This is a genomic window from Aurantimonas sp. E1-2-R+4 (genome assembly GCF_036549515.1).
Lineage (GTDB): Bacteria > Pseudomonadota > Alphaproteobacteria > Rhizobiales > Rhizobiaceae > Aurantimonas > Aurantimonas coralicida_A.
In genome coordinates, this window is sequence record NZ_JAZHLK010000003.1 from 38,120 (window position 1) to 55,495 (window position 17,376).

Here is a 17,376-nt window from a genome sequence, read left to right on the forward strand (position 1 = left end):
CACGACGCCCAAGAGCATCAGCGTCAGTGGTCAGAGTTTTCCATGCCGCGCCGCGCCAGCAGTGCCATGCCGACCGAGGCTTCGGCTTCGGGCGCCTTCTCGACGGGACAGCCGAGGGTCCGGCGCCGGATTGCCGTCCAGGCCTCGTTTTGCGCGCCGCCGCCAGCGGTCAGGACGCGGGCCGGCGCCGGCGCCCCGAGGGCGGCAAGGGCGGCGTAGCCCTCGCCCTCGATCCGGGCGATCGCCTCCAGCATGCCTTGCAGAAATACCGCATCGTCGTCGGGACGCGGCTCAAGCCGCGGGGCGAGCGCGGGATCGTTGATCGGGAAGCGTTCTCCGGCCCTGGCGAGGGGATAATAGTCGAGCCCGGTCGGCCGATCCGGATCGATCCGCTCGGACAGCGCCGCGATCGTCTCGGCGGAAAAGTGACGCAGCAGGGCGCCGCCGCCGGTGTTCGACGCGCCGCCGGCCAGCCACCGGTCTCCGAGTCGGTGGCTGTAGATACCCCGCGCCGCGTCGTCCACCCGCACATCCGACAACAGCTTGATCGCCAGCGTTGTGCCGAGCGACGTCACCGCTTCACCGATTGCCATCGCGCCCGACGCGAGAAAGGCGGCGACGCTGTCGGTGGTGCCGGCGACAAGCCTGAGATCGCGCGCGAAGCCGAACCGATCGGCCATTGCCTCCGTGACGGTTCCGGCAATCGCGCCAACGCGCAAGACGTCCGGGAGCAGGTCCATCCGCGCGCCGCAGGCCGCGAACCAGTCCTGCCAGGATTCGCTCTCGAGGTCGTAACCCAATTTCAGAACATTGTTCTCGTCGGACAATCCGGGTCGCCCCGTTAGCCGCGCCAGGATGAAATCGGCCTGATGGCAAAGGTGGGGCGCCCGCCGATCGGGGTCATAACTCTGCAACCGCAGCATGCGGGCAAGAGCCGAGCCGCTTCCGCGCACGATCGAATCCTGCGGCGCACAGGCCGCGATACGCATCGCCTCGTCGTCGAAGCCGGACGAATCATACATCAGCGCCGGCGTCACCGGCCGGGCGTCGCCGTCGACCAGGACCATCGTGCCTGAGGTACCGTCGATCGCGGCGGCGCGGACCGACGCCATCGAACCGCCTTGGTCCGCAAGCGCCCTCGCCTGGGTATCGAGGCAGGCGGAGACCGTTTCCCACCATGTTTCGGCGGACACGTCGTCACCCTTCGACGGATGCATCGGTTCGCGAGCGATCGAGACCAGGCTTCCATCGGAATCGACGACGGCGCTGCGCACGCCCGAGGTGCCGATGTCGAGGCCCAGATAAAGCGGGGCACGACCGAGACTCGCCGACAGCGCCAAAAAATCAGGATCGTGCATCCTCGACACCCCATTGCAGTATTCGGATTGTATAATCGGGCAGCGGCGCGCCGTCCTTGCTCGCGAGCTTTTCGATTTGCGCATCCAGGTCGCCGCCGCGCTTGTCGGCAAGGGATTGCGCGTGGAGACCATCGCGGACGAAAAGCGTTCGCCAGCCGGCGGCACTGGCGCCCGCCACGTCATGTTGCAGCGAATCTCCGACCATGAGAATGCGATCTTGCTTCGGATTGCCCAATGCCTGAGCCGTCGCCTCGAAGACCCGTGCATGCGGCTTGCCGTACCAGATTACGCGCCCGCCGGCTGCCTCGTAGCGCGCCGCCAGCGCGCCCGGCGCCACCACCAGTCTGCCCCCCGGTCGTGGCGATGCACGATCGGGGTTGGCGCAAAGGACAGGCACGCGGCGGGCCAGCCCCTCGTCCACAAGCGCCTGGTAGGACGACAGCTCGGCGTCGTCCGGCAAGCCCATGATCAGGATCGCGTCCGCCGTCGCTAGTGTGTCGACGAGCGAAATCCCGTCGAGACCGTCCGCCCAGGCAATGGCATCCTCCGGGGTCGCGGCGACGGGGAACAGGTGATCGAAGCCCTTCACCACACCGTTCGCCAGATCGTGCCAAAGCGCTTCACCGGACGTCATGATGCATTCCATCGCCTCGACCGGAATGCCGAAGCCGGCAAGGCGTTCGCGGTTCGGCGCCGCCCGCTTGCCCGAATTGGACAGAAGCGCGATCGTCTTGCCGGCGTCGGTCAGCCGGGCAAGCGCCTCCAGAACGCCAGGATAAAGCGCGTCGCCGTCGTGCAGCACCCCCCATTGGTCGAGCACGACGACATCGAAATGATCTTCGATCTCCTCCAGGCCGGTGATGTGTTTACCCAACTGATCGTCTCCGTTCGATTTCGCTGCCCGCGCGTCGATACCCGACGCGGTCGCGCCGGTATCATCATGACGCAAGCCGTCTCTGCCGCGCTTTCGGCGATCGTGCAAACGGCCACACCAACGACATTCACTGAATTCAACATGTGCCCCCGCCGCCAGCCTAGAATACCGCGCTCTGGGTTGTCGATTTTTCGTTCTCCAGTCGCGGTTTGTAAGACACGCGTGCTCCCGCGTCGTGGGCACGTGCCTGACAAAGTATACATTGACACGCCACGTAGCGCGCCTGATAGTCAGCCTGGGAGACGAGATCGCATGATCGCTGCGCGGCACCGAGGCGCGGTCCCGTGGTCGAGGGTCTTCGCGTCGCGCTTTTGCGAGCAAGCCATCTGGGAGGAAACATGCGCAGACGTTCCATTATCACAATTGCCGCAGCGCTTATGGCGTCCAGCGTTCTCGGCACCGGCGTCGCTTCGGCGCAGTCGGCCTATCCCGAGCGGCCGATCCAGATGATCGTGCCTTGGGGCGCGGGCGGCGGCACCGACGCGGTCGGCCGCATCCTCGCCTCGCTGCTACAGGAAGAACTGGGCGTGCCGGTGAATGTGGTGAACCGCACCGGCGGCTCCGGCGTGGTCGGCCACAGCGCCATCGCCAATGCCGAGCCGGACGGCTACACGCTGGGCATCATGACGATCGAGATCGACATGATGCATTGGCAGGGCCTCACCGACCTTACCTACGCGGATTTCGACATCCTCGCCCTGGTCAATGCCGATCCGGGCGGCATCATGGTCTCGGCTGATTCCGAATACGAGTCGCTCGAGCAGCTCCGCGACGCCATCAAGTCGCAACCGAAAGGCACCTTCAAGGCGTCCGGCACCGGTCAGGGCGGCATCTGGCATCTCGGCCTTGCCGGCTGGCTGTTGTCGGAGGATCTGCCACCGGATCAGGTGACCTGGGTTCCGAGTCAGGGCGCGTCGCCGGGAATTACCGACATGGTGGCTGGCGGTGTCGACATCGTACCGTCGTCGCTTGCCGAGGGCCGGGCGATGATCGAGGCGGGCCGGGTGCGGCCGCTGGCATCCATGTCCGCCGAACGCCAGGCCATGTTCCCCGACGTGCCGACGCTCAAGGAAGGCGTCGATTCCGACTGGACACTGGCGGTCTGGCGCTCCGTTGCCGCGCCGAAGGGCCTGCCGGACGACGTCAAAACCAAGCTGACCGGCGCCATCGAAAAAGCCTATAACAGCGACCAATACCAGAGCTTCATGAAGGACCGCGGGTTCGGCGTGCGCTGGGCGGGGGGCGAGGAGGCGACGAAGATCGTCGCCGACGACGACGCCAGCCTCGGTGAGGTGATGAAAGAGGCCGGCTTGGCGAAGAACTGAGACAGCCAAGATGCGTCCGGCCGCGCGGCCGGCCGCTTTTCCCTGTCGCCGGCGCGCGGGACGCGATCCGCCACGCGACCATTCCCGGTCCAAAAGAGCGCGTCGATGAAGCTCAATGATCTCACCCTCGGCGTCCTGCTTCTGGCCGGCGCAATCGCTATTTTCCTCTCAGCGACGCAATTCTCGGCAATTCCCGGCCAGGCCTATGGCGCCGCGACGATGCCCAAGACGATCGCTCTTCTGACTTTCGGGCTTGGTGTATACATGACCGGGCGCAGCGTGATGGCCGGTGCGCGGCGGCCCGCCATCGTCATCGCCGACTGGGCGCGCTCGCCTGCGTCCGTCATCGGCCTCGCCGTCTCGCTCGCGCTGATCGTCATCTACATCCTCTTCTCCGACCTCATCGGCTTCGTGCCGATGGCGTTCATGATGATGGCCGCGCTGATGCTGACGCTCAGGGTCAAGCCGCTGACGGCGATCCTCGTCTCGATCGTTGCGGCCGTCATTATTCAGCAGGCATTCGGGCGGCTGTTGCTGGTGCCGCTTCCGCGCAACGCCTTTCTCGGCTTTCTCTGGTAGGGTCCATGTCCGTCGTCGCCGAGGCCTTCGCCCTCGTCTTCCAGCCCTATGTGCTTCTGGTCATCCTCGGCTCGGCCTGCTTCGGCATGTTCGTCGGGGCCATTCCGGGACTGACCGCGACGATGGCGACGGCGCTGCTCGTGCCGGTCACCTTCTTCATGGACCCGGTCCCGGCCATCGCCGCGATCGTCACCGCGACGGCGATGGCAATCTTCGCCGGCGACATACCGGGCGCGCTGTTGCGGATGCCAGGTACGCCGGCCAGCGCGGCCTATGTCGAAGACGCCTACCGGATGACCCGGCAAGGCCGGTCGGAAGAAGCCTTGGGCGCGGCGCTGGTGTTTTCGTCGATCGGCGGCATTTTCGGCACGATCGTTCTCGTCACCGCCTCGCCGGCATTGGCGGAGATCGCTCTGAAATTCTCGTCCTTCGAGTATTTCTGGCTGGTCGTGCTCGGCCTGTCCTGCGCGATCTTCGTTTCGCCGGGTTCCGTTCCGCGCGGCCTGATCTCGCTGCTGATCGGCCTGTTCGCCGCGACGGTCGGCATCGACAATCCGGCTGGCGAACCACGCTACACCTTCGGCATCGTCGATCTTCTGGCCGGGGTTCAGTTCATTCCGGCGATGATCGGCCTGTTCGCTGTGTCTGAGGTGCTGCGCTCGGTCGTCACGCGCCAGGAACGCCCGCGGATCGAACGGACTGGGCAGTCCGGCATCTTTCGCGGCCAGTGGATCAACCTTCGCCGCTATCCGGCGCAGGTCGTGCGCGGCAGCATGGTCGGCACCGCCATCGGGGCGCTTCCGGGGGCCGGCGCCGACATCGCCGCCTGGATCTCCTATGCGATCAGCAAGCGGTTTTCGAAAGATAAGGACAAGTTCGGCACCGGTCACGTGGAAGGGCTCGTCGAGGCCGGCGCCTCCAACAACGGCGCGGTCAGCGGCGCCTGGATACCGGCGCTCGTCTTCGGCATTCCCGGCGATTCGATCACCGCGATCGTCATCGGCGTCCTCTATGTGAAGGGGATCAATCCGGGACCGACGGTCTTCATCACCAACCCGCAGATGATCTATGCGGTGTTCATCGTGTTTTTCCTGGCCAACCTCATCATGCTGCCGCTCGGCTGGGTGGCGATCAAGGCGGCCGGCACGATCCTGTCGATCCCGACCCGGGTCCTGATGCCGATCATTCTGATGTTCTGCATCGTCGGCTCGTTCGCCATCAACAACTCGATTTTCGGCGTCATTCTGATGCTGATCTTCGGCGTCATCGGCTTTCTCATGGAGGAAAACGACATTCCGATCGCCCCGGCGATCCTCGGGCTGGTTCTCGGCCCAATGCTGGAGCAGAACTTCATCACCTCGATGATCAAGGCGGACGGCAGTTTCCTCGCCTTCTTCGAACGGCCGATCGCCGCCGGCCTCGGCCTCTTCACCATCGCGATCTGGTGCATTCCGCTGATCGTCTTGGCGGCGAACCGGCGGGGCGGCCAGGGGACTCCCGGCGAGAATATCGCTTCCGGTTGATCCGGCGCGCCGGGAATCACGTCAGGCGAGCGACACGTCGTATTTGGCGAAGTCGCGGTCGACCGTCAGGATCGTCAGTCTTTCGAGCCGGGCCTGAGCGATCAGCATGCGGTCGAAGGGATCGCGATGGTGGAGCGGAAGCATGGCGGCCGCGCGCGCGTGCGCCGTCTCGATCGGCAGGAATTGGTGGCCCGTTCGAGCGCACTGTTCCCAGATCTTGTCCGGCACGGGAAGCGCGCCGTTCTTCTTCTTGATCTCCACTTCCCAGACCGTCGCCGCGCTGACGAATGTCTGGGCGCTCCCGGCAAGAACCGTCCGATAGCGCTCGGGCAGCTTGGCGCTTTCGTAGAGCGCCCATAGGAGCACGTGCGAATCGAGCAGGTATGCGTCAACCGTCATTCCATGTACTGCTCGAATCCGGTCGCGATATCGTCCCAGTTATCTGGAACTTGAAACTGGCCGTCAAAAGCACCGACCCGTGGCAATGTCGGCCGTTCCGGCCGGGCAGGTCCGAGACGGACATACGGCTTGCCGTGCCGGGTCACCTGGACTTCCGCGCCGGCGGCGGCCTTGCGCAGAACGTTTGACAGGTTGGCCTTCATCTCAGCGACCGTGACGTCCATGGGAGCACCTCGTTATTATGGCTATAATTATGGCCTTAATCTCCCTGGAAACAAGTGGGCGGAAATGGCTGTTGCCGGCCGGGAGGACCCGACGCGCGCCTGGATCATGCCTCAGTCGGCCTCGTCATCCTCCAGAAGAATTCGTTCGGCGGCGCCGTCGAGATCCTCGTATTGCCCGCTCTTCAGGCTCCACAGAAACGCGGCGAGGCCGAGCATCCCGAGCCCGAGCGCGACCGGCAAGAGGTAGATCAGGACGTTCATGCCACCCCCTCCCCGACGAGCCGCGGGGGTGGAAGCCGCGGTGTGCGCGGCGCGAACGCCCCCTCGGTCCACCGCCCCATCTTGCCGCCGCGGGCCAGGCGCAGGGAGTTGGCGACGACGACGATGGAGGACGAGGACATGGCGATGGCGGCGCCCAGCGGCGTGATGTAGCCCGCGATCGCCAGCGGAACGGCAATGCAATTGTAAAGAATCGCCAGCGCGAAGTTCTGTTGTACCAACCGCCGGGCCTTGACGGCGACCCGGTGGGCGAAAGGCACCGCGAACAGGCTGTCCCGCGTGAACACGAAATCGGCGGCCAGCCGCCCGGCGTCGCAGGCGGACGCCGGCGCCATCGACACGTCGCCGGCCGCGAGGCTCGGCGCGTCGTTGAGGCCGTCGCCGACCATCAGAACCTTTGCTCCGCGTGCCTGCAAACCATGCAGACGCTCGATCTTCATGCCGGGCGTCTGGCCCGACGCCATTGCGGCGAGGCCGAGTTCGCCGGCGATCCGCGCGACGGGCTCAGCCGCGTCGCCCGACAGGACCTCGACAGCCAGGCCGTCCTGCTTCAGGTCGTTGATCGCCGCCGCGGCGTCACCGCGCAACGTCTCCGCCAGCTCGAAGCCGAACAGCCGACCGCCCTCCAGCGCAAAGCCGACGCCGCCGGCCCGCCCTCCGGACCATCCGTCGCCGGATGCGATGGCACCGACCCAATCGGCGCGCCCGAGACGGGCGCGCCGACCGTCGACTTCGCCCTCCACACCGCAGCCCGGCACCTCGTGAACCGCCGAGAGCGCTCCGGCGGATGCGGCGGGGAGAAAAGCCAGGATCGCCCTTGAGGCCGGGTGCGTCGAATGGGCGGCGAGCGCGCGCGCGGCCCCCGCATCATCGCCCTCGACATCCGAAGACGTGACGCGGGGGACACCCGTCGTCAGCGTGCCGGTCTTGTCGAAGACGACGTGGTCGGCCTCGGCAAGGCGTTCCAGTGCCGAGCCGTCCTTCATCAGGATGCCGTTCTCGAACAGCCGCGCCGCGCCGATGACGTGAACGACGGGAACCGCCAGTCCAAGCGCGCAGGGACAGGTGATGATCAGGACGGCGATGGCAGCGTAAGTGGCCGCGTACCAGTCGCCACCCGTCGCCACCAGCCAGCCGACGAAGGTGGCCGCGGCCAGGATGTGGACCGCCGGCGCATAGATCCGCGCCATGCGATCGGCGACGCGCACATAACGTCCGCGCCCCTTCTCCGCGGCTTCCATCATCCGGATGATTTCGGCGAGGAAGGAGTTTTCCGCCGTCGCCAGCGCCTCTATGTCGATCGAACCGGAGAGGTTCAGCGTCCCCGCCTCGACCCTGTCACCGCCGGACGCGGCAAACGGCGCGCTCTCGCCGGTGACGAGGGAGCGGTCGAGATCGCTCGTCCCCCACACCACCACGCCATCGACGGGAACCCGCTCGCCGGCGGCGACACGCAGGATCATGCCAGGCCGGACCTCGTCGAGCGGCACGTAGGAGAGCTCGCCGTCTTCAACCCGGCTTGCCCCCTTCACCGCCAGACGGCTGAGACCGGTGACGGCGGTTCGCGCGCGCTCGCGCATGCGCTGGTCGAGATAGCGCCCGATCAGGAGGAAGAAGAGCAGCGTCACCGCCGCGTCGAAATAGGCCGCCGCGCCGCCGGTGAGACTCTCGAAGACGCTCATGGCGAGCGCCAGCACCACGGCGAGCGAGATCGGAACGTCCATGTTGAGGCGCCCGGCCCTGAGCGCGCCGAAGGCGGACCGGAAGAAGACCTGGCCGGAATAGGCGACCGTCGGCAGGGCGATCAGCGCCGAGACCAGATGGAACAGGTCGCGCGTCGCGGCGTCGGCGCCGGACCAGACCGATACCGACAGGAGCATGATGTTGCCGGCCGCGAAGCCGGCGACGGCCAACGCCTTGAGCAGACCAGCCGATTCCCGCTGGCGGGACAAGTCGTCCAGATCGCCGATGTCGACCGGCGTCGCGCCATAGCCAAGACGCTCCAGGGCATCACTGACGACCAGTGGCGATCGATCCGCGGCATCGAGAACCACGGTCACCCGGCGCATCGTCAAATTGACGCGCGCCGAGACGACGCCGTCGAGCGGCGTCAGCGCCGTTTCGATCGTGGTCATGCAGCGGCCGCACGAGATATCCGGAACCGAGAAGACGTATTGGACCGTGCCGTCTTCGTTGACGCGTCCCGACCGCATCAGTTCCTCGGCCCGCAGCGCGCTCGCCGGATCAACGGTTTCGAGCGCGAAGCTCGTGGCCAGCGCCCCACCACAACAGCTCATGACCGTCTCACTCCACCACGAAGCGCACCGCTTTTTCCCAAGGCTGCTCGTCCGTCCCCGTGACGACGATGGCGGCCTCCCAAAGCCCCGTGCCGAGCTCGGTTGGAGCGGTGTAGGTTCCGCCCGGATCAGCCTGCAGCAGGATGGTGCGATCCTCCCGCTCGGAAGCCGGATGCCCGATCGTCGCCTCCACCGAAGCGTCGCGGATGGCGCGCTCCGTTCCGTCGATGAGACTGACCGTGAAGACCCCGTCCTGGTAAGACGTGCGCACGGTCCAGCCAAGCGCCGCCTGGCGACGCTTCGCCGCGGTCTCGGTGTCGAAACGCTGGCTCTCCACGTAGGAGTTCTGGACGACAAGCCCACTCCAGCTGGAATTGGCGAAATAGGCAAGCACGAGGTTTACCGAAATAATCGTCCCGAAGAACAGGACCATCACCGCCCACATATGCCAGCCGGTGAATTCGCGCGGTCGAAACAAGCGAGCCAGCATGGTCATTCCTCCAGAACTTCGAAGATTGCCTTGTAGGCGCTCGTCGCTTCCGACGCCTGATCCTTGACGACAAAACGGAAGTTGGTCGCGCCCGGCGCGATGGTCTCGGGCGGCTGCGCAACGAAGACGCGCAATGTGCGCAGTTTATCAGGTTCCACCGGCACCGCGAAGTGGGTGCCGGCCGGTTGCGCGATCTCGTTGATTTCCATCGTCGCACCGGGCAGGCCCTCGATACCGAGGGTGATCACGCGGGGCTCCGGGATCATGTTGAGCAGCTTGACGGTATAGCCGTTGCGAATCGAGCCGTCGCTGAGCGTCACGGCCACCGGGTTGCGGTCGTGCTGGACGTTGATCTCGAGCCTGTCGCGCGCCATCAGCGCGATGACCAAGGCGGCCCCGATCGCCGCCCATATAGCGGTGTAGATCAGCGTCCGCAGCCGGAAGATGATCCGCCAGTCGAAGTGGCGAAGATTGTCGCGAAAACGGCCGTTCTCGTCCCGTACTCGGGATGGGTCGATCGCTCCGCTCGCCGGATCGGTGGCGATCGCGAGATTGGCGTCGTAGTCGCGCAGCGTCGCGTAGGAAATCAGCCCGCGCTCCCGGCCGAGCCGGTCCATCACGGTATCGCATGCGTCGATGCAGAGCGCGCAGGTGATGCAGCCCAGTTGTTGCCCGTCGCGAATGTCGATGCCGGTGGGGCAAACCGCGACGCAGGCATTGCAGTCGACGCAGTCCCCAGCCGCAAGGCCGGCCGCCGCCGCCTTCTTGGCACCGTGCGTGCGCGGCTCGCCGCGCCAGTCATTGTAGGTGACGGTCAGCGAATCCTCGTCCAGCATCGCGGCCTGGATGCGCGGCCAGGGGCACATATAAATGCAGACCTGTTCGCGCATGAAACCGCCGAAGATATAAGTGGTGGCGGTCAGAATGCCGACGGTGGCGTAGGCGACGAAGGGCGCTTCACCGAGGATGAAGCTGGTGAGCAGTGTCGGCGCGTCGGCGAAATAGAAGATCCAGGCGCCGCCGGTCGCCGCCGCGATCACGAGCCAGGTCGTGTGCTTGAAGACGCGCTTGCGGATCTTGTCCGCGCTCCACCGCGCCTTGTCCAGACGGATGCGGGCGTTGCGGTCGCCCTCGAAGAAACGCTCGACGACGAGAAACAGGTCGGTCCAGACCGTCTGCGGACAGGCATAGCCGCACCAGGCCCGTCCAACGACGGATGTGATCAGAAAAAGGCCGACGCCAGCCATGACCAGCAATCCGGCGACGAAGAAGAATTCCTGTGGCCAGATCTCGATGAAGAAGAAATAGAAGCGGCGATTGGCCAGATCGATCAGGACCGCCTGGTCGGGCGCGTAAGGCCCGCGGTCCCACCGCAGCCATGGCGTGACGTAGTAGATGCCGAGTGTGATCGCCATGACGATCCATTTCAAGCGGCGGAAATTGCCCTCGGCACGCTTGGGAAATATCTTCTGGCGCGGCGCATAGAGCGGCTGGCTCTGCTGGCGTCCCCCGGCATTGACGGCCTCGACGTCGATCTGCGTTATTTCGGCGGGTTGGTCCAATTGCGACTCCTGCATTGCCGGAGGGCTGTCCGGCATGATCGCAAGTCTTTTCACCGTAATGGCGCCGTCGATCCTTGACCCAGATCAACCAGCCGCTTTGACCCCCGCTCCGCCCCGTGAGACACTTTAGGCGTGCGGCGAGGCAGGGAGGAAGCAATGGATTCCGTCCGGGAACCCGCGGCCGCACGCGATTTCAGCAATTCCGAGATGGGCGCGCTCGCCCATCTTTATCGCGGCGAGATCTATCGCTCGACGATTTGGCGGACCCGGCTCGACACCACGACGAACTGGGCTGTCGTCACGCTCGGCATCGCTCTGTCGATCGCGTTTTCATCGCCCAACGCCTCACCGCTGCCACTGGTCCTGGTCGGCATCCTGATTCTGTTTTTTCTGCTGCTCGAGGCGCGGCGATATCGCTATTTCAATGTCTGGCGGGCACGGGCGCGCTGGATGGAAAACAATTTCTACGCGCCGATGCTGCAGGACGGCGATCTGCACACCGAGAACGGCTGGACGCAAGTCCTCGCCGACAACTATCTCCGGCCGGTTTATCATATCAGTCAGGCGACAGCGATCGGCCGGCGGATTCGCAGAAACTACCTCTGGATCCTGTTGATCCAGACGGCCGCCTATATCGGCAAGCTGCTGGTGCATCCCACCGGCGTCGGCTCCCTGACCGAGTTCGTCGAACGCGCCGACATCGGCCCCTTCCCGGGAGAAGCGGTTCTGGCCATCGGCGTTTTCTACGTCGCAAGCTGGATGACGATCGCGATCTGGATCGCCCGCAGCGACGCGGCGAAATTCAAATCACGCGGATCGTCATCCAGTTCGATGGGCTGAGTTCAACTCCCTATTCACCGCCACCAAGGCTGTGGACGTAGACGGCGAGCTGCTTGGCTGTCACCTCACCCAGACGTCCGCCCCAGCCCGGCATGACACCGTGCTGCGGTGTGCCTACCTGTGCCATGATCTCGCTCTGGCTGCCGCCATAGAGCCAGAGCGCGTCGGCGAGGCGTGGCGCCCCAAGCTCGCGGACACCCTCGCCCGCCTCGCCATGGCAGGCGGCGCAGTTGTCGGCATAGACGGTCGCGCCGCTCGCGGCGGCCGCAGCGTCCGCCTCCTGGCCGGAGAGCTTGCGCACATAGGCTGCGACCGCCGCGATCTGCTCGCGGTCGAGGATTTCGTCGCGGCCGAACGCAGGCATCTCGGATATCCGGGTCTCGTCATCGTCGCCGTAGCGCACGCCGTGAAGGATGGTCGTGTAGATATCCTCCACGCCGCCACCCCAGATCCAGGCGTCGTCGTTGAGGTTGGGATAGCCGGCGCTGCCGGCCGCGCCGGAGCCGTGACACTGGACGCAATTGACCTTGAAGGCCGCGTTGCCCGCGGAGATCGCGAACTGGCGCAGATTTTCGTCGGCGGCGATGTCCGTCACGGACGATGCCTTGATCGCCTCGATGCGATCGACATTGCGCGCTTGCGCGCTTGCGATGTCGGCGCGCAGATCGGCGCGACTCGACCATCCCAGCACACCCTTCGTCGCCGAATTGATCAGCGGCAAAGCCGGATAGAGCACAACGTAAACCAGCGAAAACGCGATCGTCGCGTAGAACGTCCACAGCCACCATCGCGGCATCGGATTGTTCAGTTCCTTGATACCGTCCCAGGAATGGCCCGTCGTTTCGACACCGGTGACCGGGTCGATCTCTCTTTCGTCCGCCATCGATCAGTCCTCCTTGAACGGGATGCGTGCGGCCTCGTCGGCCGCTTTGCGTGCGCCGGGTCGCAGGACCCAGGCGAGGACGGCGACGAAAATCAGTACGAGGTACAAAAGACCCCAGCTGTCGGCGAAGGTGCGCATGCTCTGGTATTCGAAATCCATCTTTCGGCCCTTACCGGTCGTTGAGTTCAGGCTCGTAGGCCGAAAAGTCGACCAGCGTTCCGAGCATTTGCAGGTAGGCGACGAGCGCATCCATTTCGGTGAGCTTTTGCCGATCGCCGTCGAAATCGCTGACGACGGCCTTGGGGTAGCGATCGAGAAGCGCCGACGTGTCGGCCTCCGGGTCCGCCTGGGCGCGCAGGTCGGTCGCGGCGTTCTCGATCATCGCATCGGTGTAGGGCACTCCGACGCGGCGGTTGGCAACGAGATGCCCGGCCGGATCCTCCACGACCAGCTCCTTCCGCAGGAAGGCATAGGTCGGCATGACCGATTCCGGCACGACCGAACGCGGATCGGTCAGGTGCTGGACCTGCCATTCGTCCGAATAGCGGCCGCCGACGCGGGCCAGATCCGGTCCCGTACGTTTCGAGCCCCACTGGAATGGATGATCGTACACCGACTCCGCCGCCAGACTGTAAGGGCCATAGCGTTCCACCTCGTCGCGGAATGGCCGGATCATCTGGCTGTGGCAGGTGTAGCAGCCCTCGCGGATGTAGATGTTGCGGCCAGCCAGTTCGAGCGGGGAGTAGGGCCGCACGCCCTCCACCTTCTCGATCGTGTTCTCGAGATAGAACAGCGGCGCTATCTCGACGATCCCGCCGACGCTGACCACCAGCAGCGACAGGACGAGCAGAAGCGTGGCGTTGCGCTCGATCACGCCGTGCCGGGACAAGAGGCCGCGGGCTATGGGATCGGCCTTGACCTCCGGGAGAGCACCCTTCAGCGCGGAGTCGTCGTCTTTCTTGCTCATACTCATCCCCTTTAGCTGGCCGGCTGCGCGGCGGCTGTCGCGCGGCCCATCGGGGCCTCAACTCGCACGTCGCCGCGGATCGTCTTGTAGATGTTGAAGGCCATGACCAGCGCGCCGCTGAGGTAGAGCAGCCCGCCCAGCATGCGCAGCACGTAGTAGGGATACATGGCCGCGATGACTTCGGCGAAGGAGTAGACGAGGTAGCCGTCCGCCCCGTATTCGCGCCACATCAGCCCCTGCATGATGCCGGCAACCCACATGACCGCCGCGTAGATCACGATGCCCAGCGTGGCCAGCCAGAAGTGCCAGTTGACGAGACGCAGGCTGTAAAGCCGTTCGCGTCCCCATAGCTTCGGCACCAGGAAGTAGATCGCGCCGAAACTGATCAGGCCGTTCCAGCCAAGCGCGCCGGAATGCACATGCCCGATGGTCCAATCGGTGTAATGGCTGAGCGAATTGACCGCCTTGATCGACATCATCGGGCCTTCGAAGGTCGACATGCCGTAGAAGGCGACCGAGATCACCAGCATCCGCAGGATCGGATCGGTGCGCAGTTTGTCCCAGGCGCCCTGAAGCGTCATCAGACCGTTGATCATGCCGCCCCAGGACGGCATCCACAGCATCACCGAGAACACCATGCCCAGCGTCTGCGCCCAGTCGGGCAACGCCGTGTAATGGAGATGATGCGGCCCCGCCCAGATGTAGAGGAAAATCAGCGACCAGAAGTGGATGATCGACAGCCGGTAGGAATAGACCGGACGGTTCGCCTGCTTCGGGATGAAATAGTACATCATCCCCAGGAAGCCGGCGGTGAGGAAGAAACCGACGGCGTTGTGCCCGTACCACCACTGGGTCAGCGCATCCTGCACGCCCGAGAAGGCCGAATAACTCTTGGCACCCAGCAGCGAGACCGGCATCGACAGCCCGTTGACCACGTGCAGCATGGCGACGGTCACGATGAAGGACAAATAGAACCAGTTGGCGACGTAGATATGCGGTTCCTTACGCTTGATCAGCGTGCCGAGGAACACCGCGAGATAGGCCAGCCAGACGACCGTCAGCCAGAGATCCACATACCATTCCGGCTCGGCGTATTCCTTGCTCTGGGTGATGCCGAGCAAGTACCCGGTCGCGGCCAGCACGATGAACAGCTGATAGCCCCAGAAGACGAACCAGGCGAGATCGCCGCCCCACAAACGCGCGCGTGTGGTGCGTTGGACAACATAGAACGATGTCGCGATCAGCGCGTTGCCACCAAAGGCGAAGACCACCGCCGAGGTATGGAGCGGGCGAAGCCGACCGAAATTCAGCCACGGCTCGAAATTGAGTTCCGGCCAGGCGAGCTGGGACGCCACGATCACGCCGACGAGAAAGCCGGCGATCCCCCAGAACAGCGTGGCGATGACGCCGTAGCGCACGACGTCGTCGGCATAGCCCGCCTCGCTGGCCTGCGATGGGTCCCGCTTTCCCACGCCGGAGATTGGCAGCGCCGAAAATTCGATCCGCCGCAGCAAGATGATGGTGGCGACGGCCAAAACGAAAAACAGCACCCAGGCGTGAGCCTCGAACAGCGCATCCCTGGCGAAGGCTGCGCCGAGCAACGCCAGCAGCGCTCCCAGGCCGACCAGAATCGCCTCAACCTGATTCTTCATGATCAATGTTCTCCAAAATCCCTCGCGGCGCGACGTGCCAGCCTTGATGACGCCGCGACGTCCGCTTGCTCTTTGCCAGCGTCCAAAAACCTTTGCTTTGACTTGGATCAAGGAGGTTAGTGCCTGCCGACGTCTATGAATGGTCCAGCCGATGACCGCCGCCGGAGTCTAGAAATGCGATCCAGGGCACAACGAAGACGCGCGATAGGGCGTGGAGCCGCCCCCTTGCGGTCGATCGGTGCCGGCGTTTTTTCGCAGGGCGGCGAGAGCCTCGTCAGCCGGCTCAACGGTCATTTCCGAGTATTGTCGGACCTGTGCCACCGCTTGGAAGACATCGCCGACCATCTGCCCGACCATGTCGATCGCCAGGATGCGCTGCATGTCGCGCGCAGCCTTTGCGCGACCGTCATGAGTGCTCACGATTTCGAGGAATCCGTACTGTTTCCGCTCCTGAAATCACGCTTCGCCCGGGACGCGGACATCAAGGAAGCGCTGGAGAGCCTCCATTTCGAGCACTGGGAGGACGACATGTTCGCCGAAGAGCTGGCGGAAGCGCTCATCGGCTTCGTCAGCGGTCTCGAACCGCGCAATCCCGAGGCCCTCGGCTACATGCTGCGCGGCTTCTTCGGCGGCATGAGACGCCATATCGCTTTCGAGAAGGCCCAAATCGTCCCGCTGCTGAAACAGATCGAGGTGAGTCGTGGTGCGTGATCCAGCATTGATCCTGGCCCGCTACAGCGAGCCGGTTCCCCGCTATACGAGCTATCCGACGGCGCCGCATTTCGAGGCCGATCTCGGCCCGACGCTGCTGCCCGAGATGCTGGGCGCGATCGGCCAAAGCGAGCGCGTCTCACTGTATATCCACGTTCCCTATTGCGACCGGCTGTGCTGGTTCTGCGGCTGCCACACCAAACATACCAGGCAGTATGGCCCGGTCGCGGACTACGTCGCCTCCTTGTTGCGCGAGATCGCGCTGGTCTCGCGGGCGATCGGTTTTCCGGCACCGGTGGCGCAACTCCACTTCGGCGGCGGCTCCCCTAGCCTGATGCGCTCCGGCGACTTTCAACGCCTGTCCGACGCTCTTCGTGAGGCCTTCACGATCGACGCGGCGACCGAAATCAGTGTCGAGATCGACCCGTCCGACGTCACCGACGACACGCTCGACGGCCTCACGGCGCTGGGCATGACGCGGGCGAGCATCGGCGTTCAGGATTTCGATCCCGCCGTGCAGGCCGCCATCAATCGGCCCCAGAGCTTCGAATTGACCCGGGAGGTCATCGCAAGCCTGCGCGCGATCGGCATCGGCTCCCTGAATATCGACGCCCTTTACGGCCTGCCGTTGCAGACGGAAAGGCGGCTTGCCGCAACGCTGGAGAAGGTCGTCGATCTCGCGCCGGACCGCATCGCGCTGTTCGGTTATGCCCACATGCCGTGGCTGAAGAAGCATCAGACGATGATCCGGGACGAGGATTTGCCGGATCAGACGGAGCGCTTCCGACAGGCGCGCCTCGCCGAGGCGGCGCTGGTCGCGGCCGGTTACGCGGCGATCGGCATCGATCACTTCGCGCTGCCGCACGACACGCTCGCCGAAGCGGCGCGCACAGGCACGCTGCACCGCAATTTTCAGGGCTATACGACGGACGCCTGCGCAACGATGATCGGGCTCGGCGCCTCTTCGATCGGACGGCTTCGCGACGGCTACGTACAGAACATCGTTCCGACCGCATCCTATCGCGCTGCCGTCGACGCCGACCGTCTCCCCGTCGGGCGCGGCTACCGGCTGAGCGATGACGACCGCGTTCGCGCCTATTGGATCGAACGGCTGATGTGCGACTTCGCCGTCTGCTTTGCCGACCTGGAAGCCCGATTCGGCGCGGCCGCCGCGCCCTATATCGCGGAAGCCCGCATGATCGCCACAAGCGACACCGACGGGCTTTGCCGCGTCGAGGCCGACCGCTTCGTGATCCCGGACGACGCCCGGCCGTTCACGCGCATCGTCGCGGCCCGGTTCGACGCGCATCTGAAGACGTCGGCATTCCGGTATTCCAAGGCGGTGTGAAGCGG

The 17,376-nt window shown here is 64.9% G+C and carries 18 protein-coding genes; 6 read left to right on the forward strand and 12 right to left on the reverse strand.

The window, feature by feature from the left end:
• Positions 1-23 precede the first annotated feature (23 nt).
• Positions 24-1,358 carry an FGGY-family carbohydrate kinase gene (locus VQ045_RS02330; protein ID WP_331829027.1) on the reverse strand — a complete coding sequence of 445 codons (1,335 nt, stop codon included), beginning with the start codon at positions 1,356-1,358 and terminating at the stop codon, positions 24-26.
• The gene (locus tag VQ045_RS02335; protein ID WP_331829028.1) at positions 1,345-2,232 is read right to left on the reverse strand and encodes a TIGR01459 family HAD-type hydrolase; all 888 of its coding nucleotides are present in this window, start codon (positions 2,230-2,232) and stop codon (positions 1,345-1,347) included. The genes VQ045_RS02330 and VQ045_RS02335 overlap by 14 nt, the downstream gene beginning before the upstream one ends.
• Positions 2,233-2,630: 398 nt before the next feature.
• On the opposite strand from VQ045_RS02335, the gene VQ045_RS02340 reads away from it, so the two are divergent.
• The 3 genes from VQ045_RS02340 (at position 2,631) to VQ045_RS02350 (ending at position 5,719) form a co-directional block, all read left to right on the forward strand.
• The gene (locus VQ045_RS02340; RefSeq protein ID WP_327646925.1) at positions 2,631-3,617 is read left to right on the forward strand and encodes a Bug family tripartite tricarboxylate transporter substrate binding protein; all 987 of its coding nucleotides are present in this window, start codon (positions 2,631-2,633) and stop codon (positions 3,615-3,617) included.
• 105 nt (positions 3,618-3,722) lie between these two features.
• Positions 3,723-4,196 carry a tripartite tricarboxylate transporter TctB family protein gene (locus VQ045_RS02345; protein WP_327650944.1) on the forward strand — a complete coding sequence of 158 codons (474 nt, stop codon included), beginning with the start codon at positions 3,723-3,725 and terminating at the stop codon, positions 4,194-4,196.
• Positions 4,197-4,201: 5 nt separating this feature from the next.
• Positions 4,202-5,719: a tripartite tricarboxylate transporter permease gene (locus VQ045_RS02350; RefSeq protein WP_331829029.1), complete on the forward strand. Its 1,518-nt coding sequence runs from the start codon at positions 4,202-4,204 to the stop codon at positions 5,717-5,719.
• A 21-nt stretch (positions 5,720-5,740) separates the two neighbouring features.
• On the opposite strand, the gene VQ045_RS02355 is transcribed toward VQ045_RS02350, so the two are convergent.
• The 6 genes from VQ045_RS02355 to ccoG form a co-directional block, all read right to left on the reverse strand.
• Complete coding sequence (locus VQ045_RS02355) at positions 5,741-6,118, reverse strand: type II toxin-antitoxin system VapC family toxin (protein WP_331829030.1); 378 nt, start codon at positions 6,116-6,118, stop codon at positions 5,741-5,743.
• Entirely contained in the window at positions 6,115-6,342 is a 228-nt protein-coding gene (locus VQ045_RS02360; RefSeq protein WP_206453637.1) for a type II toxin-antitoxin system Phd/YefM family antitoxin, read from the reverse strand. The genes VQ045_RS02355 and VQ045_RS02360 overlap by 4 nt, the downstream gene beginning before the upstream one ends.
• A 111-nt stretch (positions 6,343-6,453) precedes the next feature.
• Complete coding sequence (ccoS, locus tag VQ045_RS02365) at positions 6,454-6,603, reverse strand: cbb3-type cytochrome oxidase assembly protein CcoS (RefSeq protein ID WP_327624236.1); 150 nt, start codon at positions 6,601-6,603, stop codon at positions 6,454-6,456.
• Positions 6,600-8,918: a heavy metal translocating P-type ATPase gene (locus tag VQ045_RS02370; protein WP_327624235.1), complete on the reverse strand. Its 2,319-nt coding sequence runs from the start codon at positions 8,916-8,918 to the stop codon at positions 6,600-6,602. The genes ccoS and VQ045_RS02370 overlap by 4 nt, the downstream gene beginning before the upstream one ends.
• Positions 8,919-8,925: 7 nt before the next feature.
• Complete coding sequence (locus tag VQ045_RS02375) at positions 8,926-9,408, reverse strand: FixH family protein (RefSeq protein WP_327624234.1); 483 nt, start codon at positions 9,406-9,408, stop codon at positions 8,926-8,928.
• A 2-nt stretch (positions 9,409-9,410) separates the two neighbouring features.
• Entirely contained in the window at positions 9,411-10,985 is a 1,575-nt protein-coding gene (ccoG, locus tag VQ045_RS02380; protein WP_331829097.1) for a cytochrome c oxidase accessory protein CcoG, read from the reverse strand.
• Between the two features lie 141 nt (positions 10,986-11,126).
• On the opposite strand from ccoG, the gene VQ045_RS02385 reads away from it, so the two are divergent.
• Complete coding sequence (locus tag VQ045_RS02385; protein ID WP_331829031.1) at positions 11,127-11,810, forward strand: DUF2270 domain-containing protein; 684 nt, start codon at positions 11,127-11,129, stop codon at positions 11,808-11,810.
• Between the two features lie 10 nt (positions 11,811-11,820).
• Here the strand turns inward: VQ045_RS02385 and ccoP are convergent, their stop codons facing one another.
• From ccoP to ccoN, 4 genes are read right to left on the reverse strand one after another with little or no spacing between them, the layout of a single operon-like run.
• Positions 11,821-12,693, reverse strand: coding sequence for a cytochrome-c oxidase, cbb3-type subunit III (gene ccoP, locus VQ045_RS02390; protein ID WP_331829032.1), 873 nt, complete (start codon positions 12,691-12,693; stop codon positions 11,821-11,823).
• Positions 12,694-12,696: 3 nt separating this feature from the next.
• Positions 12,697-12,852: a cbb3-type cytochrome c oxidase subunit 3 gene (locus tag VQ045_RS02395; protein WP_327624231.1), complete on the reverse strand. Its 156-nt coding sequence runs from the start codon at positions 12,850-12,852 to the stop codon at positions 12,697-12,699.
• A gap of 10 nt (positions 12,853-12,862) precedes the next feature.
• Complete coding sequence (gene ccoO, locus VQ045_RS02400; protein ID WP_331829033.1) at positions 12,863-13,660, reverse strand: cytochrome-c oxidase, cbb3-type subunit II; 798 nt, start codon at positions 13,658-13,660, stop codon at positions 12,863-12,865.
• An 11-nt stretch (positions 13,661-13,671) separates the two neighbouring features.
• Positions 13,672-15,312 carry a cytochrome-c oxidase, cbb3-type subunit I gene (gene ccoN, locus VQ045_RS02405; protein ID WP_331829034.1) on the reverse strand — a complete coding sequence of 547 codons (1,641 nt, stop codon included), beginning with the start codon at positions 15,310-15,312 and terminating at the stop codon, positions 13,672-13,674.
• 225 nt (positions 15,313-15,537) lie between these two features.
• Between ccoN and VQ045_RS02410 the strand changes: the two genes are divergently transcribed.
• Positions 15,538-16,023 (forward strand): hemerythrin domain-containing protein, encoded by a 486-nt coding sequence (locus tag VQ045_RS02410; protein ID WP_331829035.1) that lies wholly within the window; start codon positions 15,538-15,540, stop codon positions 16,021-16,023.
• On the forward strand, positions 16,016-17,371 hold the full coding sequence (gene hemN / locus VQ045_RS02415; RefSeq protein WP_327624227.1) for an oxygen-independent coproporphyrinogen III oxidase: 1,356 nt from the start codon (positions 16,016-16,018) through the stop codon (positions 17,369-17,371). The genes VQ045_RS02410 and hemN overlap by 8 nt, the downstream gene beginning before the upstream one ends.
• Positions 17,372-17,376 lie beyond the last annotated feature (5 nt).